Source organism: Candidatus Saccharimonadales bacterium (genome assembly GCA_035945435.1).
Lineage (GTDB): Bacteria > Patescibacteriota > Saccharimonadia > Saccharimonadales > DASZAF01 > DASZAF01.
Genome location: DASZAF010000004.1, coordinates 1 through 22,301, shown reverse-complemented (window position 1 = coordinate 22,301; position 22,301 = coordinate 1). Strand labels below are relative to the sequence as shown.

Here is a 22,301-nt window from a genome sequence, read left to right as displayed (position 1 = left end):
AGCTCGTCGGCGTATTCAGTTATCTTGAAGAACCACTGCTTGACCTCACGTTTTTCAACGATAGGATCATCTGGCCCCTCATGGCGCCAACACTTACCTTCAGCAGTTACCTGTTCATTAGCTAGCACTGTCTGACACTTGGTGCACCACCACTGCATCCGCACGTCCTGGTAGACCAGCTTGTGCTTGTGCATCTGGCTGAAGATCCACTGTGTCCATTTATAGTACTCGGGTAGATGTGTGGAGATCTCTTTCTCCCAGTCGTTACTCCAACCCATCGCTCTGTACTGTTTATGGTAGCCGGGGATGATGGTCGCCATGCTCTCCTGGGGAGAGACGCCCGACTTAATAGCGTAGTTCTCAGCAGGTAAGCCGAATGAGTCCCAGCCGACCGGATGATAACTTTCAAAACCCTGTTGGCGTTTGAAACGAGCTTTGACGTCACTAATGGTGTAGTTCATGGCGTGACCAATATGAATACCGGCCCCACTGGGATAGTTGAACATGCTCATGCCGATATACTTGGGCTTGTCGCTCTCAAGGTCGGTCGTGTACGTTCCCGTCTCTTCCCATACCCTCTGCCATTTCGGCTCAATATCTTTAGGGATATAGCGTTTCATAGATGTAATCTGCTCTTATTTTAACGTTGATATCAGCTCGAGTTTAAAGATCTATCTCCCCTAAGGGAGTAGCTGACGGTCGTTGAGACTAGGCGCAGTGAATAGAGCTTTCATGTCTTGCCCGTATTATACCAGATAAAGATCCCCAGGCTACTAGAGACCGCTGAATTGTTTACGCTTAACTTCCTCCCAGTAGAGGCTCTGGCGGACCAGTTGCTTCTCGTCTTCCGAATCACGAAGCAGAAGTTTGGTAGCCTCTTCGGTAAAGACTCTGTTCTGAGAGCCTTTAATAAGGACGACCGTCCCATCTGCAAGGAGACGGCGGACAAACTCTCCGGCATCAATCGGCGAGAGGAACGTCTTGGTTCGGCAGCCGTTACTCTCAGCGGCAGGAGCCAACCACTCATTGGCATCATGGCCAACCGTCACTACCCAGTCTAGTTTGCTGGGGTCGCAGTAAGCACCGAGCTCTTTATGGGCCTCCTCTGACGCCTCCCCGAGCTCGTTCATAGAACCGAGAATGGCGATCCGTTCGTTATTATCCGTCTTGAATGAGTAGAGAGTATCAAGTGCCGCTTTGGCAGCCAGCGGACTTGAGTTATAGCTATCATCGATCAGGATTGACCCCTCCGCTCCCTGCAAGAGGTTCATGCGACCCGGTACTGGCTGGATATCTTCAACTCCTTGCATGATCTTATCGACCGGGACATCTAGTAGATGGCCGACAGCCACAGCGGCCGCGGCTGAGCGAAGATTGTGTTGGCCGACAACTCTGACCTGGCTCTTGAACTTGGTCAATCCTTCACCCGAGAACGAACCGTCATATCCGTAGTGAATAGTAAACTGTCTCGGCGTGAACTGGTACGTATTCTTACTATCGAGCCCGTAGGTAAGTATCTTCTTGTTCTGAGTGAGCTGATCGTACTTAGAATCGATATCGTCACGGTTGAGAAGCGCTGTCTCGGCGACCGAGCACATCGTTAATTCCTCTTTGGCAACGGCCTCGACATTCTTGAAGAATTCGAGATGCTCATCAGAGACACCTGTCACAACGGCAATCGTCGGTTTGATCCAACGTGTGTAGTGGGCTAGATCGCCAGGATGGTCGGCACCAAGCTCCAAAACAACAACATCAAACTCATATGGCTCTTTGAGACGCCTTCGCGCCCTAAGATAAAGGTCTGCCCAAGCAAGCGGACTATGGAGAGCAGAAGGCAGCCCTAGGCCCAAGACGGCCAACGGCACAACCACCTCCATATTGAAATTGCCCTTAGTCGTCGCTACCTTGTAATGGGTCTGGAGAACATCAACAATAGCTTCTTTGGTAGACGTCTTACCGACGCTACCGGTCACTACAACCACCTTAGGCGACCGAACTGTCAAAAGTTTCCCCGCCAATGACGAGAAAAGATTGGTGATAATCTTCTTAAACATGTCCAGTAAGGTCCCTCCTAGCTAGCACTGTCTATACAATACAGCCCCGTAGAGGTGTTTGTCACTAGGGCAAAGGAGTTGGGTTCGTTCGAAACGTAGGTTCCAGCCGTCATCGGGTTGCAGACGGCATGGGTCTGATAGACGATCTGATTCTGGCCCGGGTAGCCATTGCCGTAGGTGACCGATACACCCTCAGTCGAGAACACTGGCAGAAAGACGTGCATGTAACTGTCAAGGCTCGTCTGATCAGTTGGTAGACTGCTACCGCTACCAGGCTGCAACGTACCGATTAACGCCGTATCTAACTGTGAGACGGCCGAAGTCATCTGAGAATCACTCAGCGTATTTGGGTTTAAAGGCGCAGGTTGTGTGCCAAGTGGGGTGGCTGAGGCGTTGATAGTGCTTGGTGGAGCTTTAATGGCAACTGATTTGCCGACATTGCTGTAGTCATAGGTGTAGCTAACACCGCCGAGTTCGTAGCTGTAGCGAACGACCCTATCGCTATGCTGGCCGATCCAGACGTTGATCGTACCAGGTGCCTGCGCGACATACTGCTGCGCCAACTGCACATTGTCGGTGATACCAAGTAGTGAGCCAGCAATCTGGTTGAGGTGAGCAAGCCGCGACTTGCTCAGAGCGATCACGTAGTGCCAGGTGCTCTGGCCATCGACATTGGCTGCAGCCGGAGCAAACGAAGGAATGCGGTAGACGCCGTTATCTACGGCATAGCTATAGAGGGTCTGGCGATCATGGCCGTCAAACTCCCCGATGATCATCGCGTCTGGTATGAGATATTGAGCGGTTGCAAACGGCGTCATCGGACCGAGCTGAGAGGTAATGCTATCTTCTACTTCCTGGTTGTTACTTACTCGTTTGACCCATTGATTATTAGCCTGGATGTAGGCCACTTGCTGGTTACCCGAGACGGAATTTAGAGTCGCCTGAGAGTAGTGAGTCTTGACGTAGTAGTCACCACCAATGATGACGAGGTCGAGCGTGTCGCCGCTTGAATCGTAGGCAAGATTGCTGACAGAGGCCTTTGAGTTCTGGCCGTTACTGAAATCATATGTGCGGACTCGTGTTGGGATTGGCACACCACCGGACAGGGAGAGAGATTCTGTAAAGGTGGGTGTATCGAGGCTGTTTTTCAGAGCCGTATCGAAAACGCCAGTGATGTCGAACTGGGATTTCACTTGGTGGTCCTGCCACCAGAGCCACCCGGCTACGCCGGCCCCGCTGATGATCACGGCCATCAAGAGAAAGACGGCAAATCCTTTGACAAATTTGCTCGTCTGACGTGGCAGCGGTTCAGCCTGTGAAAAGACCGAGTTGGGATGGGCTTCATATTCTTCAGGTACACCAGCCAATACCTCTTCTTTCTTTGGAGTAGCCGATCGTGCACCAGGGGACTTGACTCGCCCCTTCGGCTTTTTAGAAGATGAGGTTTTTTTGGCCATGTGAGTAATTTTTACCGGTCCGCTATCGCATCAGCATAGCATAGCTTGGAATGCAAAATGGTGGAGCATATCGGGCTCGAACCGATGACCTCTTCAATGCCATTGAAGCGCTCTAGCCAACTGAGCTAATGCCCCATGTCTCGCCGACATATTGTAACAGATCAAACTGAAAAATGCAGGTCTGCCTGTGGCCTACCCACCAAACGAGCTGTTCGACCCGCCAGCTGATGGATCCACACTACCAACATTAAGCTGTGAGGCAGCGTCCTGACCGAGAATGATGACGTATTGGGCCGGTGGTTTGGTAGTGGTTATTGCAGGTTTGCCTGGACCGGCTGATGGTGTCGTCGTAGTCGTCATGAAGCTTTGGGGTAGATTGTAGTTGGCGTTAACACCCAGCCTGTTCTGCAGATACTGTTTAGTGACAGGTAGCGCGCCATGGGTTGTGTCATAAAAGACGGTCTGGGTGTAGTCCTGAGTTGGCGCATTTGCAACCGAGACAACATTGTAGCCGTAGGATTTGAGGATGGCTTCTTCGGTCGAAGCTAGGCCGGCAACCGTCGTGCCATTATAGATAGCTATAGTCGGGTGTTCTTTGATGATATATGGATCGACTAGTTTGGAGCGCAGGTACGTTTGAAGATCACTGTAGTCAAAGAGGCCCGCCACCGGCTCTTCAATAGAAGCACCGACTTGGTAACCACTCGTCAATATCGGTGTCGATGACCCCTGGAGGGTGTTGGGGATTCCGACGGAAGTAATCTTACTGCTCGGCATATTCTTGACGATCCTAGCTAAAGCTAGAGCATCACCCTGGTCCAGGTTCGTCACGACATTGCTGCCGAGACCGTTAAGGAAGTCTGTTACCTTGACGGGGTTAGCTAGGAACGAGACACTCTTTGCCTTAGACTCGATCCCGATCAGCATCTGCCGCTGGTTTTGCTGGCGCTCGAAGTCGCCTTGGGCAAAACCGTAACCCGCATATTGCGGTGCGACTGTGTCGCCTCGTGCCCGAGCTAGATACATCGCCTGCGTACCATTCAAGGTTACTGAACCATTCGGGTACTTAACCTCATAACAGTGGTAGTTGCAGACCCAGTCAAAGTTACGGTCAAGAACACCTCGAGGATCAGTCCCCTGGATATTTACTGTTACACCGCCGACCGCATTAACCAGGTCTTCAAATGCGGTGTAGTCGACGACCGCAGCATAGTTGACATTAACACCAGTCACCCCGCTGACAATCTTAGACATGTAGGTCAGACCAGCTTTGGGATTCTGGTCGTTTAATCCGGCACCACACTCATACGCAGCGTTAATTTTGTTCTCGACATCTCCATAGCCAAGCGGTGTACAGCCTGGTAGTTTCACCCAGAGGTCTCTCGGTATACTGACTAGATCGGCCGTGTCATTAACGGGATCGATGCTAACCAGCATCATGCTGTCAGTCAGGAATTGACCGCCCCCACCTGAGGCATCAACATGGGCAGCATCTCCAGCTGAATAGCCACCAACTAGAATATTGACCCGGCCGTCCCCCTCGTGCTGTAGTGCGGCCAAGTTGCCATTAAGAGCGGCTGAGTGGCCTCCCCCCTGAAGAATTTTGTCGATGTTGTGGAAAGCGATGTAGCCAAAGTAGCCGCCGACGGCTAGAACCAAGACCACTATGGCGACCAATGTTGAGAGGACGGCTTTCCGTGATGGTTTGTGGAAGACCTTACGCCACCCCTTTCGTCGCTGCTTGTGTCGCCGGACTTTCTTCGATTCGACAGGTTCATCTAGCGTAATGTCGAGACCAGATAGCTGTGCAGGCATAGCGTTCTCCGTTTGCGGACTAGGAAGCGTCAGTTTGGGCGTAGAAGCCCCTTCAACCGGGGCGGCCCGGCGAGGAATCGCTGCACCTTTAGAGGCGAAGTCTTGGCCAGCTTTGTGGCGCGGAATATAGATACCGTCGATGTTTGGCGACTTCTTATTCATAAATAATGCTCTCTACTATATCGTGTTTGCCGGTGACCGTAAACATGATGCTCACGGTTTAAATCACACCATACACGCTTTATCGTAGTAGAGAGCGACCGATTAGCCGACGCGTGGCTGCGGTCACGATTACGATACATTTTTAAGATGAGAAACAGCTGAAATTAGTCCGGGCTTATTGCCTTTTACCAGTGATCAATTGGTGGAGATAGGGAGAATCGAACTCCCGACCTCTGCAATGCGAATGCAGCGCTCTACCAGCTGAGCTATATCCCCTCGTTCTATGACCATGCCCATTATACAAAAAGCTCACTCTCTTATCGAGTGAGTATTCATGGCAGGCTCGTGCGCGCCCACCCGGCTCTTTTTGTCTTGGTAATGTGTTTGTTTTATCAGTCGGCTCAAAGAGCCTTTGCGCACGCGCTTGGTGATTACTATATACCGAAAGCGCTTATGGCGCAACCAATCCCCGGCGTCTATGTTTACGTCCAGAACCAAAGCGAAGGTGCGAGCAGTCGACTGTATCGACGATTGTACGCTGATCGTACATGGCCTGCGCATACTGTTCGGTCGCATTTCCTCGCATCATACTTACAACCCCAAAGCGCGTACCAACAAAAGCATTGGGTCTGAATGCAGCGGATACTAGAAACTGGAGATAGGTCAAGCAGACCATCGGGGTGTCTTGCGTGCGGCGTCCACCTTCACTGATAACTGTCACTCGATGGTCAAGGACACCACCGCCCACAAGAGGTACTTTGTGGACCTCCATAAAGGCCCTCAGGCCGGTCTGGCCCAACCTGAGACGACCATCAAGCCACCTCGAACTGATCTGGATACCCAGGCGTCTCTGACATGGGCATACCATACCATTCTCATGATCTACTAGCAAATTAAGCGTTAAGTAGCTTTAGAAATGCTTTCTCGTCGATCTCCAGTACGCTCAGTTTCTTGGCCTGAGTTCGTTTGCTCTGTCCGGGGTTCTCACCAACAACAAGATAACTCGTCGCCTTACCAACGCCGCTGCTAAAAGTACCGCCTTTAGCCCGAATCGCTTCCCCGGCTTCTTCCCGTTCCATCGACTCAAGCGTTCCGGTAATCACAAAGCTCTTACCCGTCAGTGGACCTCCAGCACCGGCAGCCATTTGAGGACGCACGCCGACCTTTTCCAGCCTTGCCAGCAGTTTCTGGTGCGAGACAGTTCCAAACCACGCCACGATACTTTCGGCCACTATCTCCCCTACCCCATCGACACCATGCAGCTCGTCAACTGTAGCCTCCCGGAACTTCTCAAGGCTATGAAAGTGATTGGCCAAATCCTCAGCTGTCTGTGAACCAACGTGACGAATACCCAGGCCGAATATAAAACGCCCCAGTGGTGGGTGCTTACTACTGGCGATGGCCTCAACAAGCTTCTTAGCTGAGACGTCGGCAAACCGATCAAGCTTTTTCAGCTGATCAGCAGTTAGAGCGTAGAGATCAGCGACATCCTTAATAAGACCGTTATCGAGAAGCGCATTTACATTCTTCTCGCCCATACCGTCTATATCCAGGGCGGCCTTACTGGCGTAGTGCTGGATCAGGTTCTGAAGACGCGCGGGACAGTGGACATTCGGACAGCGCCAAACGGCATCTTTGTCCTGCTTAACCAACTTGGTATTGCACTCCGGACAGTGGGTGGGCATAACAAAGACTTTCTCTCTGCCAGTGCGAAGTTTTTTGAGGCTTTCGACGACTTCTGGAATGATATCACCGGCTTTGTGGATAATGACAGTATCGCCGATCCTAATGTCTTTGCGTTTCACCTCGTTCTCGTTATGAAGTGTCGCCATCTGGACAGTGCTACCTGCAACGACGACGGGTTCGAGGACAGCGACTGGGGTGGCTGCACCTGTTCGGCCGATACTAACGAAGATGTCTTTAACTTTGGTTGTTGACTGTTCGGCCGGGAATTTGTACGCAATTGCCGCTCGTGGAGCTTTCCCAACGATACCGAGCCGTCTAAAGAGCCTCCGGTCGTTAACCTTGACGACCAACCCATCGGTATTGAATGGTAAATCGTGACGTTTGTCTTCCCATGTCTTCGCAAACTTCATGATCTCATCGATGGACTTGACCATCTTGGCCATAGGATTACGGATAAAGCCAAGTTCGGTCAGCTTGTCATAGACCTCAATGTTCGTGGATATCTCAGTTTGTCGTCGATCATTCGATCCGACAATGATGTCATACGATCTGAACTGCAGGGGGCGCTCCATGACCAGTTTTGGATCAAGTTGACGGATGGTCCCGGCCGCTAAGTTGCGAGGGTTCGCAAAAAGCGGCAACCCTTTCTTCTGACGATCAGCATTGAGCGTGGTGAAGTTATCTTTCGTCATGATAATCTCACCCCTGATTTCAAGCCTACCCTTAACAAAGTCCGTGACGTCACTCAGTCGTAGAGGAACAGATTCAATCGTCTTAACGTTAGCCGTTACATCTTCGCCAACCGTACCGTCACCTCGCGTTACGGCTTGAACAAAGACCCCGTCTTCGTAAACTAGTGCGCAGCTAAAGCCGTCCATCTTGATATCTATTAGGAACTCGCTGATAGGCTGGTTGGCTAGCTTTGTAATGCGCTTCAGCCAGGCCTCGACCTCCTCTCGGCTGAAGACATCGTTAAGGCTGATCATCCTTTCAGTGTGAGGAACCGATTTGAACTTGGATAGAACCGCGCCTGCTACCCGCTGAGTCGGTGAGTCAGGAGTGATAAGATCTGGAAATTGCTCCTCGAGTTGGCTTAGCTCATGTTTAAGGCTGTCTGCAGCCGCTTCGTCCATGATCGATCTGTCATGAACGTGATACTCGTAACGGTATTCGTTTATGAGCTCACGCAGCTTTTCGATTCGCGCTGCTGCTTGAGGCCTGTTCATCTGCTTCATCGACTAATGACCGATAGAGTTTATATATATAGACAACGGCTGTGATCATCGTAAAGCCGCGCAGGAGATTGATCATAAAGCCGGCCCCAATCACCGTTAAGGGATTGGAGACTGTGATGGCCAAGACGACCACCCAGACGAGTGCCATAATAACTACATACGATAAGATCCGCATGACGATATGCCACCGCCGATAGGCAGCCAAGTCTCGAGCCGCCTTGAGGGCAGAACCCGGATAGACCCCCGGAAGCGTTACGGCGACCAGCGCAAGCAGGGTCGAAGCTAGCCAGTAGAGCGAGAGTATTGTCAGCAAGGCCGTCACTAGGAACATGACCATGTCGGTAACCCCGCCGGTCAGGATATGATTGGCCTTAGCCTCGATATAGAGATAGACTCCGAACGTGATCGGCAACATTTGGAGAAACAGTACCACCAGGAGCATCGACGTCGAGATAAAGGAGACCGTCCCATTATAAAGAGCGTCTCTAATCCTGACTGTATGCCCGGCAATAATATGCCTGACCGCCCAGATAGTGGCTAGCGAAAAGGTGATTGTCAGGAAGGTGGCGTAAAAAGGCCCGTTACTGTTATTGGTCTGGATACTGCCGTCGATTGCCGTGCCAGCAGTTGCGGCGATCTGGGCGATGCCCGTGATCTTCGACTCTTGGAGAGTGTGGCGTAGGGTGGCAATACTAAGCCCTGGTGTGCCTGCAGCTATATAGGCATAGATGAGTACGTAAAGTAGGCCTAGCCCTAGAAAGAGACGCCACTCCTGCTTAAGGAGTGCGAAGGTCTCTTTGATCAGCCACCGGGCCGGTTTAACGGGTAGTACGAGTGGACGCTGGTTGTGCTTGTCGAGCTTGAAGCTGCCAGTCATTGTCACGCCAAGCCTTGTCCGTATTTTGTTAAGAAGACGATCAGTGAGGCCTAACGCACCTCTGACGGAGACGTCTTTTTTACTCCCCTCCTCTTTCGCGCTCATACTATAGTTTACTCTCCATTTTGCGTAGTTTGGCAATCCGATCGTCGATAGGTGGATGGGTGCTCATCAGACCGAGGAATGACGAACCTCTAAGCGGATTAGCAAAGAAGAGATGTGCGGTGGCTGTATTCTGAGTTCTCATCGGCGCTCCATGATCACGAATCTTAATCAAGGCGTTCTCAAGGCCCTGTGGATAGCGTGTCAGCAGAGCTCCCGAGCTATCTGCCAAGTACTCTCGACGACGAGAGATAGCCAGCTGGACGAGCATCGCAACAAGCGGAGCAATGATGGCGGCCACAATGGCGGCAATCATGACGAGCGGGCTCTGTTCATCTCGATCATCGCCACCAAACCACATGAAGCGAAGGACTATGTCAGCGATAAAACCGACTGCTCCGGCCAGGCCGACGACGATCATCATTACTCGAATATCATAGTTCTTAACATGGCTCATCTCGTGAGCCAAGACCCCCTCAAGTTCGGTCTTATTCATGATCTCAAGCAAACCACTGGTGACTGCCACGGCAGCGTGATCGGGATCGCGACCAGTAGCGAAAGCATTGGGTGACGGGTCATCCATGATATAGACTTTCGGCATAGGCAGGCCGTCGGCGATACTTAGGTTCTGGACGATATTGAAGAGATCTGGGTTATCTGAGCGTTGGATCTCTTTGGCGCCGTTAACAGCCAGGGCTAACTTGGCGGCCAGGAAGTACTGGACAACAGCGTAAATAAGAGCGGCCACGATAGCGATAATGGTGATGTTAACATTACCGAAGTAGAGGCTGGCAAGGTACGCGAGGCCAGTGATGAGCGCCACAAAGAAGATCATCAGATAGATGGTTCGTCGCTTATTAGAGGCAATTGCTTCGTACATTTTTGTCCCTAATGGTTAAGAGGTTCTAGAATTTGACGTCAACGGGCTTCTGGAGGTTCTCGGAGGCATCTTCGTCCTGGAAGAACTCACGCTCTTTAAAGCCAAGACGCTTGGCAAAGACGTTTGTCGGGAAGACGTGGATCTTCGTGTTAAGATCGCGCACCCCGCTGTTGTAGAAGCGCCGTGCAGCCATGATCTTGTCTTCGGTGTCTGTAAGCTGCGACTGCAGTTGCTGGAAGTTCTCGGTCGCCCTTAGCTGCGGATAGTTCTCGGCCACGGCGAAGAGACTCTTAAGCGTCTGTTCAAATTGATTATTGGTCTTGGCGGTCTCAGCAACGCCCTGGGCGTTCATGGCATTAGCACGAGCTTTGGTGACATCTTCAAAAACAGTCTTTTCGTGGGTGGCATAACCCTTGACCGTCTCCACTAAGTTAGGGATAAGGTCATAACGACGCTTCAGCTGGACGGTAATGTCGCTCCATGCTTCGTCGACGCGCACCTTGAGCCTGACCAGCGAGTTATAGCTCGCCCAAATAACCAAGCCCAGAATAATTAAAACTGCGATAACAATATAGAGTACAGTCATAAAATAAGAGGTCCTTCTTTATACCTCTTTAATAATATCACTTTCTACACCGGTATGCACTCGGCAAGAAATTGTCTGAACTAAGAAGTAATAAAAGTAGAGAAGATTGCTATAACATATTAAAATTGATAATATGTCACTAATATGGCAGGTTACTCATGACAGACCCAGGCGAGGAAGCATTAAGGCTACCTCAACGCGTCACACCATCTCGTGCCGTTGAATTAGATCAGCTCGTAACTCCCTCTGGAGTAAGTAGGGAGGGACTTGATGATGCGTTGGCTACCATTGAGAAGGTTCTTTTGGACGCCGGGGCTCTTGCTGCCGTCCATGCAGTCTACAGCAACGACATGGGGGAGATCGACCGTGTGAGAGACTTGCATCGACATAACATGGACAGACTGGTCGCACTTGGCAGTCTGGCGGCGGTATGTTTCAGGGTCTCAGTTAAGGAACCTGGTGCATTGGAAGAAATGATAGACCCGCTCAGGGGCCGTCCCCCGTTTGCGCGATGGTTAACCCAAAGCGTAGACAGAACTGGTCGTACACAGGATGTCATAGCTCGACAGTTAAAATGGAGCCCCTCGAAACTTTCAAGGCTCATGCGAGGCAGTTTGGGCGCCCGACAAAGGACAATGACTCAGGCGGCAACTTACTTTGGTCGACTCGAAGGGCACAGGGATGAAGAACTCACAGGATACATCGCCAGAGTAGAAGGACTGTGGCTCGAGTCGCAGGAACGAAAAGAACCTGGCAGATCTTAAACGACGACCACCATGTTTTCAAAAGATTAACTTGTTGCTTGCCGGAGCCGATACTCAAACTCCCCTGTAGTAACGCTACGCAGGTTAGATAATGTAAAGATGATACATAGAGCTTTCTCGGGAATCCCGAATAACCCTGATCCAGCAATAATGGCGCTTTATGGTAGAGCCTTAGATACTTCGCCTGCAAGTAACCCTGCCGAGCTCACTTCTTCGCTGCGACTTGTTCGGGCGACAGTTCTTGAAGGTCAAGCACGAACGTTTGGGCATATTATCCGATATGTTCCAAGACAGGCCTCCATAGCACGGCGATCGATCAAGGAAAACCGAGGGAATCTGGAAAGGGGTGACAGGTTAGCCACCCTGGCGCTCGATGCGCTGCTTAGAGAGCCGGATGCCGAAGAAAGGATAGTAGACCCGCTACGTGACTATCCCGCTCTTCTTCGATGGCTGCATTATGAGTATGAAAACTCGGGAGCAACCCAACGTGCTATTGCACATCGGATGGGAGTCCCCGTCTCCGAGATATCAAGTGTGCTTAATAATAGCAACCCTGCCGTGCAACGACGGATAGTGATCGGTATGGCGCGGGCACTGGCAGCCAAATCTGGACTGCGCGGTGACGACCGGGAAGCGTACATAGCAACCGCCGAAAAGTTGCATAGAGAGTATGAACAAGCAGGGAGTACCAGGGGTATGCATCAAGTACCACCAACAGATCATCAAGAGCTACCTCCACCTTGCACAACCCAAGACGAACTTAACCCCGTAATAGGAACGGTAGGTGCCACCATACTGCACGGCCTTGAAAGGGCATCAGATTATGTAGATTCATTAAGCAGTATCCGACGCCAAAGGGCACAAGCTACACTCGAAGGTCACTACGAAGACCTCTATTCCTATCTTCGACTTGCCCGGTTATCAATTGGCGTCATTCTTGGTGATCCTCGGGCAGCAGAGAGACTGCTTGACCCAATCTATGATCTTCCAGAATTTCTTCGCTTTTTACGTCAAGAGTTACGGGACATGAAGATACCTGTCATGGATGCAGCAGCTCAACTTGGCAAAAATAGTTCAGCGACATCAGTATCGCTGAACGATCGAGGTGGAGTGATGCGACCAAGAACCGCTAAAGCCTGGGCTGAATATTTAGCTCATATGCGAGATCTAGGAGGTGCCGATCATGCGCAGTATGTAGCGACAGTAATGGATAAATATCGGGCATACTGCGAAGTTAAGCGTGCGCTTCCTTCGGGGGGTTAGATCTACTAACGTTTCTCATTCATGTGGCGACAGGAGCAACGTTACGACTTCTATGCGTTGTCACGTCTCAGAGTGAATACGCTTGGTGGAGGTGAAGCGAGAAGTTTTGAACTCGCACTAAATAGTATAGTTGACTGGTTAATAGATAATCCAGCTGTATCTTGGAGGCAGCGACTTAGAGAAGCGGCAAGAGTACCCAACCAACAGATGTATGAGTATTAGTTGAAGTTAGCAAGAAGCTGTTTGAACTTATAGAATAGAGGCTTAGTGGACAACCGAATATTTTCTAGCACCGACCACATCAATGAACTCGAACACTATATCAGGCTACTCAGTGACTTCCATAAGAAGTTGCGATTGCGTATGGGTCGCAAGAATAAGAGTAAGAAGTGGGCTATATGGCTACTACAAGGTGCGTCGCTTGCACAAAACAGCTCCATCCTTAAAGCTGCTAAGGCTTCACACGCAAGTGACCTGATTTTTGAAAACGAAAGGTATGCCTATGAGATATTAGACTTAATCGCGTACCTTAACCGTAAAACTACATCAGCAAGTATGGCAAAGGATTGGTTTGAAGGGAAAATGTGGACTGCACCTACGAACTTGCGAAAGATGAAAAAGGAACAAAAAGAAGCCGAGGAGAAAAACAGAGAGCTTTATCAAAGCGAAAACCGACTTCACTGGGTCGGAAGCAGCCATGCTAACCATGTGCTATCTGAACCACATCACCCAGCCTACAAGTCCGTCCGTTACTCGTTCTACTACTCTTCACAAGACCCCAGAGGATCCTACAGTTTAGTCAGCGATGACGAGTCAATTGCTAAAACAAATCACTACGCTCTAAGGTTAACCGTAGAAGTATCAGCATTTGCGTTATGTAATGATGATAACGTCTTCGAGTATAGCCAAGAAGAGCACGAAACTCTGGCAGAAATACATGCGGCTATATCTGATAGCAAAAAATACATGCTGATAGCCAATACCATTGGGTAGCGAGGAGTGGATTGAGCTTTCTTCTGAGAGTATAATCACACCATAATGAAGCGTGTTTTACAATTCATTGCCATAGTCGGATTAATCGGCATAGCCACCGCAATCATGGCCATCTTGTTCGCAATGACATTCGACAGCATTAAGTCAGCGGCAGCCCGAGACAGTTTCATAACCGCCTTTGGTGGAGCTGCCTTTGCCTACTTGTTCGTTAAGTACGGCGAATTGTTCACAAGGTTGCAACAACGTGAGAAGTTAAGCCTAGACACCACAGTTGAGCTTGAGTACTTACTTAATAAACATCTCAACCTAATTGGCACAAATCTTGATGTCACCGACCAGATGATTAAAGCCCTAAAGTATAAAAAGAGGCCATCATTCTTAAAGTTCGTGCCCGTCCCTGTCGGGATTATCAAATTACAAAACCTCAAGAATACAGATTTTATTAACGATGCCTTCAACTACTTTGCCGATGTCGAGAAAATCAACTTGGACTTAGAGATACTACAGGAATTTGTTGAAAAGCTTATTAGTGATGCCCTTGCAACAAAAAAGGTGAACGCAGTGGATTATATGCTGTTTCAAATGAGCTATCAGAGTAACTCCACGGAGCTCATAAGTCAGTTAGGAGAGATAAAGGGTTTTATCAACAAAGCAGATAGCACTGCGATTGAGCTCTTGGGAAAAATACAGTACATCAGAAAACACCGTGCATGGTGGCTCTCAACGCCCTTACCCTGGTCTTCTACTAGACACTACAGCAAAAAAAAACTTACTAAGGAGCTGCCGGACTACATTGCATCAGTAAAAAAGGGTATGCAGGAAAACATTAAGCAAAGTTCAGAAGAGATAGCAAAAGCCACAAAGAGAAAAAAGAAACCTAGTAAGAAATCTTCGTAATGGCGAGCTTATGGCTATTCACTGTCATTCGAATATGTTGAGACTATTGTCTTCGATAATCCTAGTAGCTTCAGACTGTACTGCCTTACCAAATAAGCTTACGAACCGTTGTTTTGTTTTACTCGCCAACGACTCATAATATGTAGGCTTAAAAAATGTGTTCTCGCAGTGGCATGCAATCAGATTAGACACGACAACCTTTTGCTCATCCTTGCTTAGTAGGCCAAGCTTTTCTACAAATGGAGCCAAGAGCCTTTTATTTCTGGTTAAATAACTCACCAAAACAAAGGTCTTGTTGCCTTGTGGAAAAATCGTTAAATAAATCGGTCGTGTATATGACATCCTTTCAGCCCTAATGTCGTTAATTTCTTCTCCGTCAAAGCCTACTTCTAGAAGGAATCCCGATGCTACTGCAATATTAGATAAATCAAACTTTAAGACTTGAGTAGAAACTCTGTGATATGCATGGTTGTCGTAGTTCTTATTCAAGTATAACCTGATGTCCTCCATCATATCCAGAGATGACGCGGTTACGTCTGACAGTAAGCTCATCCAATCAAAGAAGTCTTCGTGACCAACAAACTTCTCATGATCAAACCCCGGAACTGGCTTCTCCTCTCCAGAAACAAGTCTACCCGCAAGCTGATAAGCATTGAGTTGGACGGCTTTGGTATAGTACTCTCTTGCCGCTATTCGATATGCAAATAAGTACTCCTGCTTTGTGTCACCCTCACCGTATGGACTGTTATCAATAGGTTCAAATACCTTATCATGCAGTCCACACATACCTGTAAAGACAGAGGTCTTATTTATGCCCTGCTTTTGCATGGTGTACCTTATGTAACTTCCGGTTGGGTCAGCTACGGGCGTCATTAAGTACCCATTTTCGGCAATTGCTCGTAAAATTCTTTTGCTCGAGATTGAGTGTGCCTTGATAATTTCACCGCCACAGTGAGTGCCGCCTTTATAACATGTTTTTAGCGTTATCCTTTTACCAAGGGCACCCAGTATCTTTTTACGCTCAACCTCTTTATCATTCATGGCTATCATTATTCACTGTGACCTTACGTCGTACAAATGTTTATTTATGCGACATAGCTAACTGGGGTACTAGAATGTCCTTTTGCTAAAATGACTTGTCAAGTAGACTCCCGACCCCAGTTAGAAATATATTATGACATATCCTACTTTGGAATCTGTGAGTAGTAGTTTTGCGCCTGGCTTAGATCGCTATGCGCGGTAGCCAAGTTGTTCTGGGCATTCTGTTCAACAATCTGATTGGCGGGATCTCCAATAGTCTCGAGGTCTATGATTGCGCTTTCGTAATGACTATCGGCATCAGTCATGACTGGGTATATCTTACCTATGTTTACCGTAATTGAGTTGCTATAGTCGGAGTAGTCTGACATTTCTAAAGGGTTAATCTCAGTTACGGAAACCGATGCAGAGTTATCATAGTTAACGTCTATCTGGTATGCGCCGCTATAGTTCCCATTGGCGATGTTTGAGTCCATTTCACTGAACAACGCGAACATGTTCTCATATAAGCTCTCATCACTCTGCTGTAAGACAGTGTAGAGCGGCTGCTGATAAGTCGATACAGGCGCTGATACTGCTTCCTGCGGTAGGCTATTTGTGTAAGTTGGTTGCGATACACCTGGCTGGGGCGCATCAGTCCTGCTTGCATGGGAACTATTAGCGGGCGTTGTATTTGACTGACTAGTTGCCTCCATCTGGTTACTCGCAAGCTTTGAGGTGATCGTTTTGTTTTTCGCTGTTGTATAGAGGTAAAAGCTCACGCCTAAGAAGATCAGTAGGATTATCAGCGAAACCCCAAGTATGTAGTAAGGCCTCTTGTTCGCCCTCACTCGCCTATCAGCCCTTATAAGATCGAGAAAACCATGATCTTGCATAGTCCATTCCGCTCCCCGTATATAGCTTCAGACTACCACCAGAGTACTTTGTTTACAAACTGTAAATGTTACTCACTGTAAACAATCCATATCGTTATGGATATGGCTCTCAGTAGTGAGAAAACGGCTTTACATCGGTTTGGGGCGAATGTTGCTCGTATACGAACTAGTAAGTCGTTAACTCAAGAACAACTGGCTGAGAAGACTGACTTAGATCGTATGACTATTGCCTTCGTAGAGAATGGTAGACGTTGGCCACGTCTCTCAACCATTCAAGCCATAGCCAATGCTTTAAACGTCAACATACGCGACTTGTTTGCCAATCTTTGACACCTACGCTACCCTATAGTACCCGTCGCATTCCATACAGTACTCGTAAATATTAATAGATTGCGCTCTCAAGTAGTGCACAAAAATTTTTAGCTAATAATCAACAGGGACAACAGATAGGGCATGTGACCGTTTATTGTCAGTTAAAAATAGACTCTAATCGATTAAGCCTTTTATTTTTGTTTTTGTTTATCATACGTAAATGTCGTATTTATCGTTAAAAGCGACCTAAATAGAAAGAGCTAACAGGGGTGGAGTATATCAAGGAGTATCTTTAGTGACTTAACAATAGTATCAGTACTCTACCCCTGTTGGGTGATACTAGACAGCCTAGCTGTGTATAGAGAAGAATATTAGAGAGGCATTCAATTTCCGCACGCCATTTAATGGCGATCTATAGCCGGAGATAGGATGCCTAGAAGTAGTAATAGTAATAGAAATAAAAGGTCTAATAGTGTACTTGTTGAGAGTAGACCTGTTATATCTGTTAAGACGCCGGGGATACGACTAGCTTCTCAAGACAGGACCCCTCAAAACGATGAGAATTTGGTCAATTTGGTTGACGTCTTGCAAAAGATAGATACTGACGACTCATTAGCCAAACTAAATGAAATCTCTATATCTGATAATAACGGCGGTCGTATCTTTTTATAGAGCTCTAGGTGCTAGAATCCAAACATGGCACGTCGCGTACAAGTCGACATAAAGACCCTCAGATACGTGCTCTATGCAAGAAAATCGACTGAGGATGAAAACAGACAGGTTCGTTCAATTGATGACCAAATAAAAGAGTGCCGAAAACTTGCATATGAGCTTGGTCTTAACGTTGTTGATGTCATAAGAGAGACTAAATCAGCCAAAAAGCCGGGGCAACGCCCTCTGTTTTTTGGGATGATCCAAGATATTGTGGCCGAGAAATATGATGCCGTGCTTTGCTGGCACCCTGACAGGTTAAGCCGCAACATGCTGGAAAGCGGCCAGATTATCCAATTATTAGATGAGGACGTCCTAAAAGACATACGCTTTCATAGTCATCAGTTCAGTAACGATGCAAACGGCAAAATGCTTCTTGGAATGCTCTTTGTCTTCTCTAAGCAGTACTCAGATGACCTATCAGATAAGGTTAGTCGTGGAGTTGGAGGCAACTTCTCGGAAGGTAGATCATCGGGTAGCCCAAAATGGGGCTATGAGAGGGATGAGATAACGGGCTATTACGAGCCTAATCAATATTTCGATCCTGTACGCGAAGCGTGGATGATGCGTTATAGAGGCGAAACCTGCGAAACCATAAAGAACTACCTCGTTAAAAAAGGCTATCATAGGGTCACAAAATCCAAGAAACGACGAGTTATTAAGCCTAGTGTTCATACGGTTGGCAAAATGTTGGAAGACCCGTTTTACTACGGCTTACTCCAACAAGCAGGGCAAACGGTCTGGCTACCAGATATATGCAACTTCAAACCAATGATTACCGAGGAAGTATATAATCAGGTACAGGCAATCAGTCGAGGTCACACCAGAGATGTCTCACCACAGAAGCGAAAGACATTCTACCCTCTCAGGGGCATGGTTTCTTGCGCAATATGCAATAGCCCGAAATATATGGCTACTGGTAAAAGCAAATCGCACACGGGTCAGCATAACCTCTACTATAGGTGTGATAGCCCTCACTGTACACGCTCTCCTAAGTCACTACGGGCACGTAATGTGTTCGGCAGTATAAACGACCTGCTCGACCATATAGAGCTTACAAACGAGGCCTACGCACGCTACAGCGCGTTTATAGATGGCAAGACTGATCAGAAAATCATTGAGATCAAACAAAAGATTGAAAGTCTTCGAGGCGCCCGCAAGCATATTGCCAGTGATGTTGAGAAGCGTTCACTGGAGATCGTGGAATATGATAAGAAATCCCCGATCTACATTGCCAACGAAAAACAGATCAACAAGAATGCTCACGAGCTACAATTGTTAGATACAGATATTACTAAGCTTGAAGAAAAGATCGTAAGTCCAAGTCGAATCAAGCTTAAAAAAAGTGAGTTTTTGAACCTAATAAAAACAGCGTCTGACAAGATGAAAGCTGGCTCCGCTGTCGAAAAAGACGCTTTATGCCGAATTTTGTTTTTGAACCTACGTGTAGACAACGAAAAAATAGTTGAGTACCTCTGGAATGAACCATTTGCAAGTCTCGTCAAGGTGACAGAACTAGCGACTGGTGGGGATGAAAGGACTTGAACCTTCACGCCTTGCGGCACATGCTCCTAAGGCATGCGTGTCTACCAATTCCACCACATCCCCATAATGGAGGCGCCTACGAGAATCGAACTCGTGTTCTTGGTTTTGCAGACCAATGCGTAACCACTCCGCCAAGGCGCCATCTCGTCTCGTATTATACTCAATAATATCCCACCCGAACAGATTACTTAGCTCGTGTCACGACTACTTTTAATCAGGAATTCGCTCGCGAATAAAATCGCCTATGTCCTCAATCGCCTCACGAGCTTCAGGAAGGAACTTACTGAAGAGATGCCAGACATGCGGCAGGTTGTGCGCAATGTACATGTCAACGTCCACACCTTGGCGCTTGGCCTTCTTAGCAAACGCAGTCGAATCTCCATAGAGGAGCTCTTGGTCCGAGACATGGATAAGGAGCGGCGGCAAGCTTTTAAGAGACGAGTGGATCGGTGACGCGATCGGATCGTCACGAGGAGTATCTTGAAAGTACGACGAGATAAAGTAAGGCAAACTCGTACCACCGATATGGAACCGTATCTTGCGTTTGCTATACGGCGTAAGGCTATTGAGTGTGGCGTCCGTAGGAGGGGCAATGACGACGCCTCCGGCTGGGAGAGGTAGTTTGTTATTGCGAATCGTCAGGAGCGCAGACAGAGTCAGGGCTGCTCCGGCCGAGTCGCCCGCGATGATAATGTGATCAGGCTTAAACTTCTGAGCAAGCAACCACTTGTAGGCTGTAATCACCTCATTTAGGGCCGCCGGAAAAGGGTGCTCTGGCGCCAGACTATAGTCGATGGATAGAGCTCGTACTCTACCTGCTCGAGCAATCTTAGAGATAAGATCACGATGCAGGTGGCTGCCGCCAAGAACAAAACCGCCTCCGTGCATGTAGAGCATGATACTGTTCGGCCGTGACTCGGGAGCCTCGATCCACTCTGCCTTCACACCCTTGATCTTCTGGTCTGTAATGGTAACCCAATCAGATACCGGAATGAGTTTGGCTTTTTGATTGAACCCCCTTCGCTTGGCCGCCAAGTTTGCATCATTTATTGGATATTCGCTTGGCATTAACCTCGAGAGCCGCTGGACAATGTGGAGGATCTTACTTTCAAAACTTGCCATGGGACCAGAATAGCAGATCGGCTTAGGCTTCTAGGTCTTTTGTCGAGACTCCCATAACCCTTAAGAGCTTCCTGCCAGCTCCTTTGTACGCCCGATCGGCTAGTTCTACAGCGTTGAGGTCAAGTCGCTGGAGGGCATAGTGAGTGCGAACCAGTCTCCAGAGCGTACGATACAACTCCCTCTGTTCCGCAGTCTCTAGATTTTGAATACCCTGTCTGTATGCATCCGAAGCGTTGTCTTCACGCATCTCTCGGATCCGAGCAATAGTCCTATAGCTTGGGCCATCGGTCTTAATCAGCTGGGTAGCGAAGGTGCGGGTTCCGTCACGCAGATCACCAACAACTTCACTGCCGTGATCAAGCGGGCCACAGTACCTACCTATCTGCCACGCAGCACGACTGACACGGGAATAATATTCCCCGTCTGCAAACTGAGTCGGCAGAAATAGGATTTCAAGACAGTGGCCGAATGTCCTCTGACCGATGTCGAGAAGCTCACCCGGGTCAGTTGACTCAGGCTGAGCCAGGATCTGGTGTCGAAGATTCTGAAGGATCATCCCTGCCTTCGCACGACGAACGTCGTTGCTAAGACCAAGACATCGGTAAGCCAGACGTGAAGCAGCGAAAACGGCTCGTTGGAGATCGTGGTCTGGCAGGTTGTCGACAGGCTTAGGGAATGTGCTTGTAAGTATCGCGCTCCTGACTCTATCTATAAAAACAGCCCGGTCCCTGGCCGTTGCATCTGACCGCGCATCGACGATCTCATCGGCTGTGTTAAAGACAGCTGTCAGTATAACAGCGTCATTGGCAACTTTGCGCCGGAGTGCAGCCGCTTCAGGACTAAGCTCGGCCACACGCACTGCACCATGGGCAAGACTGTTAATCGTCGTCGCCCCCAGGGAGACAACGCCAAGTCGAAGCCCTTGAGACCGGCGAAGAAGCCGAGCCTCTTCAGGTTCTAGTCCTGACTCTAGTGCTTGGCAGCCATATCTCTGACACTCGTAGACGTCGCGTAGCGACTGACCGACATATCCCACGATCAGAGACCCTCCTTAACAAAGCGAGGCGTTGATCCTCCTGATGTATTGTGGCAAAGAGTACCACTGCGTGACTAGCTTTGCAACTAGCCGACTCCTGTCGCAGCCAAGTTATGACGAACGGCGGGAAGAATTTCGACCGCCAATATATTACAGCTATCAGTTGTCGGAGCCGTATCGTTGATCGTCACGTTTGTCCCGCTCGTTGTCGTAATGGCGCTCTGACGTTGCACCCAACTTTTGCAGACATTTGTAGAATCACCTACCGATCGGATTACCCCCTGACCTGTACCGGGCGTATTTGTCGAATTGGCCACTGGATCGTTAACCGCCCCGTAAACCCATGAATTATTTCTTGTTGTCGTGACGGAGATAGTCGGGGCGGCATTTGTTGAAGACCCGGTTGAGAAAGCCCCTATCGCCCCTGACCCGTTGGTGCCGGTGATATCAGCTCCTACGAAGCCGATCAAGAGATTATTGACAGACTTTACGCCTACGGAGTAGTTAACCGTGGGGAAAAAGTTTGTCGGTGTTGGTGCAAAGGTACGCCACAGCTCGACAGAACCGCTGTTGGTATTTGCGCGACCCACGTTGACCCATGTAAAACCACCACCGCTGACGCTACTGATGGTTGCTGCGCCCTGAGATATTATGGCAAATAGTAAGATAACCTCGTTATTGAAGTTGGTAGCAAAATTACTGCCTACTGCGCTCGTGAAGGTCGTAGCTTGGCTCTTCGAGCCTGATCCATACTCATCTTCAACGAGACCAGTATAATTTGGTCTTTGGTCATCTAGATAGAACCCGATAGATGCTGACGTTGCCGACTGGCTAATCGTCGCCGCGTTAGTCGTCAGTCCGCCTATAGTCGTGCCCGAATGATAAACGTCC

The 22,301-nt window shown here is 48.8% G+C and carries 21 protein-coding genes and 4 tRNA genes; 7 read left to right on the top strand and 18 right to left on the bottom strand.

The features are described from left to right. From VGS28_00565 to VGS28_00535, 7 genes are all read right to left on the bottom strand, one after another. On the bottom strand, positions 1 to 620 hold a 620-nt coding region (locus VGS28_00565), incomplete at its 3' end, for a class I tRNA ligase family protein (protein HEV2412281.1). Between the two features lie 153 nt (positions 621 to 773). Beyond that, positions 774 to 2,054, bottom strand: a complete 1,281-nt coding sequence (gene murF, locus VGS28_00560) for a UDP-N-acetylmuramoyl-tripeptide--D-alanyl-D-alanine ligase (GenBank protein ID HEV2412280.1) — start codon at positions 2,052 to 2,054, stop codon at positions 774 to 776. A 17-nt stretch (positions 2,055 to 2,071) separates the two neighbouring features. Beyond that, a complete protein-coding gene (locus VGS28_00555; GenBank protein ID HEV2412279.1) occupies positions 2,072 to 3,511 on the bottom strand; it encodes a hypothetical protein in 1,440 nt (479 codons plus the stop codon). Between the two features lie 58 nt (positions 3,512 to 3,569). After that, positions 3,570 to 3,646: transfer RNA gene (locus VGS28_00550), tRNA-Ala, on the bottom strand. 57 nt (positions 3,647 to 3,703) lie between these two features. Beyond that, positions 3,704 to 5,488, bottom strand: a complete 1,785-nt coding sequence (locus VGS28_00545; protein HEV2412278.1) for an LCP family protein — start codon at positions 5,486 to 5,488, stop codon at positions 3,704 to 3,706. Positions 5,489 to 5,688: 200 nt separating this feature from the next. Next, positions 5,689 to 5,764, bottom strand: a tRNA-Ala gene (locus VGS28_00540). Positions 5,765 to 5,939: 175 nt separating this feature from the next. Beyond that, on the bottom strand, positions 5,940 to 6,077 hold the full coding sequence (locus VGS28_00535) for a hypothetical protein (protein ID HEV2412277.1): 138 nt from the start codon (positions 6,075 to 6,077) through the stop codon (positions 5,940 to 5,942). 171 nt (positions 6,078 to 6,248) lie between these two features. Between VGS28_00535 and VGS28_00530 the strand changes: the two genes are divergently transcribed. After that, complete coding sequence (locus VGS28_00530) at positions 6,249 to 6,377, top strand: hypothetical protein (protein ID HEV2412276.1); 129 nt, start codon at positions 6,249 to 6,251, stop codon at positions 6,375 to 6,377. Positions 6,378 to 6,381: 4 nt separating this feature from the next. Here VGS28_00530 and ligA read toward each other — a convergent pair whose 3' ends face one another. From ligA to VGS28_00510, 4 genes are read right to left on the bottom strand one after another with little or no spacing between them, the layout of a single operon-like run. Next, the gene (gene ligA, locus VGS28_00525; GenBank protein ID HEV2412275.1) at positions 6,382 to 8,409 is read right to left on the bottom strand and encodes an NAD-dependent DNA ligase LigA; all 2,028 of its coding nucleotides are present in this window, start codon (positions 8,407 to 8,409) and stop codon (positions 6,382 to 6,384) included. After that, the gene (locus VGS28_00520) at positions 8,357 to 9,391 is read right to left on the bottom strand and encodes a hypothetical protein (protein HEV2412274.1); all 1,035 of its coding nucleotides are present in this window, start codon (positions 9,389 to 9,391) and stop codon (positions 8,357 to 8,359) included. Before VGS28_00520 ends, ligA begins: the two co-directional genes overlap by 53 nt. A gap of 1 nt (position 9,392) precedes the next feature. After that, the gene (locus VGS28_00515; protein ID HEV2412273.1) at positions 9,393 to 10,268 is read right to left on the bottom strand and encodes a M48 family metalloprotease; all 876 of its coding nucleotides are present in this window, start codon (positions 10,266 to 10,268) and stop codon (positions 9,393 to 9,395) included. Between the two features lie 25 nt (positions 10,269 to 10,293). After that, on the bottom strand, positions 10,294 to 10,854 hold the full coding sequence (locus VGS28_00510; GenBank protein HEV2412272.1) for a LemA family protein: 561 nt from the start codon (positions 10,852 to 10,854) through the stop codon (positions 10,294 to 10,296). Between the two features lie 158 nt (positions 10,855 to 11,012). On the opposite strand from VGS28_00510, the gene VGS28_00505 reads away from it, so the two are divergent. The 4 genes from VGS28_00505 (at position 11,013) to VGS28_00490 (ending at position 14,771) form a co-directional block, all read left to right on the top strand. Continuing rightward, entirely contained in the window at positions 11,013 to 11,618 is a 606-nt protein-coding gene (locus VGS28_00505; protein HEV2412271.1) for a helix-turn-helix domain-containing protein, read from the top strand. A 99-nt stretch (positions 11,619 to 11,717) separates the two neighbouring features. Beyond that, positions 11,718 to 12,881, top strand: a complete 1,164-nt coding sequence (locus tag VGS28_00500) for a hypothetical protein (protein ID HEV2412270.1) — start codon at positions 11,718 to 11,720, stop codon at positions 12,879 to 12,881. Positions 12,882 to 13,244: 363 nt separating this feature from the next. Beyond that, positions 13,245 to 13,874 carry a hypothetical protein gene (locus VGS28_00495; GenBank protein ID HEV2412269.1) on the top strand — a complete coding sequence of 210 codons (630 nt, stop codon included), beginning with the start codon at positions 13,245 to 13,247 and terminating at the stop codon, positions 13,872 to 13,874. A gap of 45 nt (positions 13,875 to 13,919) precedes the next feature. Further along, complete coding sequence (locus tag VGS28_00490; GenBank protein HEV2412268.1) at positions 13,920 to 14,771, top strand: hypothetical protein; 852 nt, start codon at positions 13,920 to 13,922, stop codon at positions 14,769 to 14,771. A 24-nt stretch (positions 14,772 to 14,795) separates the two neighbouring features. Here VGS28_00490 and VGS28_00485 read toward each other — a convergent pair whose 3' ends face one another. Both VGS28_00485 and VGS28_00480 read right to left on the bottom strand, forming a co-directional pair. Then, a complete protein-coding gene (locus tag VGS28_00485; protein ID HEV2412267.1) occupies positions 14,796 to 15,812 on the bottom strand; it encodes a hypothetical protein in 1,017 nt (338 codons plus the stop codon). Positions 15,813 to 15,955: 143 nt separating this feature from the next. Next, the gene (locus tag VGS28_00480) at positions 15,956 to 16,684 is read right to left on the bottom strand and encodes a hypothetical protein (GenBank protein HEV2412266.1); all 729 of its coding nucleotides are present in this window, start codon (positions 16,682 to 16,684) and stop codon (positions 15,956 to 15,958) included. 102 nt (positions 16,685 to 16,786) lie between these two features. Here VGS28_00480 and VGS28_00475 point away from each other — a divergent pair, with 102 nt between their 5' ends. After that, positions 16,787 to 17,014 (top strand): helix-turn-helix transcriptional regulator, encoded by a 228-nt coding sequence (locus tag VGS28_00475; protein ID HEV2412265.1) that lies wholly within the window; start codon positions 16,787 to 16,789, stop codon positions 17,012 to 17,014. Positions 17,015 to 17,692: 678 nt separating this feature from the next. Then, positions 17,693 to 19,252 (top strand): recombinase family protein, encoded by a 1,560-nt coding sequence (locus VGS28_00470; protein ID HEV2412264.1) that lies wholly within the window; start codon positions 17,693 to 17,695, stop codon positions 19,250 to 19,252. On the opposite strand, the gene VGS28_00465 is transcribed toward VGS28_00470, so the two are convergent. From VGS28_00465 to VGS28_00445, 5 genes are all read right to left on the bottom strand, one after another. Next, positions 19,231 to 19,315, bottom strand: a tRNA-Leu gene (locus tag VGS28_00465). The two genes, VGS28_00470 and VGS28_00465, sit on opposite strands and share 22 nt — an antisense overlap. Before the next feature lie 4 nt (positions 19,316 to 19,319). Then, a tRNA-Cys gene (locus VGS28_00460) sits at positions 19,320 to 19,393 on the bottom strand. Positions 19,394 to 19,462: 69 nt separating this feature from the next. Further along, entirely contained in the window at positions 19,463 to 20,374 is a 912-nt protein-coding gene (locus tag VGS28_00455) for an alpha/beta hydrolase (GenBank protein HEV2412263.1), read from the bottom strand. Positions 20,375 to 20,396: 22 nt separating this feature from the next. Further along, positions 20,397 to 21,410: a hypothetical protein gene (locus tag VGS28_00450; protein HEV2412262.1), complete on the bottom strand. Its 1,014-nt coding sequence runs from the start codon at positions 21,408 to 21,410 to the stop codon at positions 20,397 to 20,399. A gap of 86 nt (positions 21,411 to 21,496) precedes the next feature. Beyond that, on the bottom strand, positions 21,497 to 22,301 hold an 805-nt coding region (locus VGS28_00445), incomplete at its 5' end, for a hypothetical protein (protein HEV2412261.1).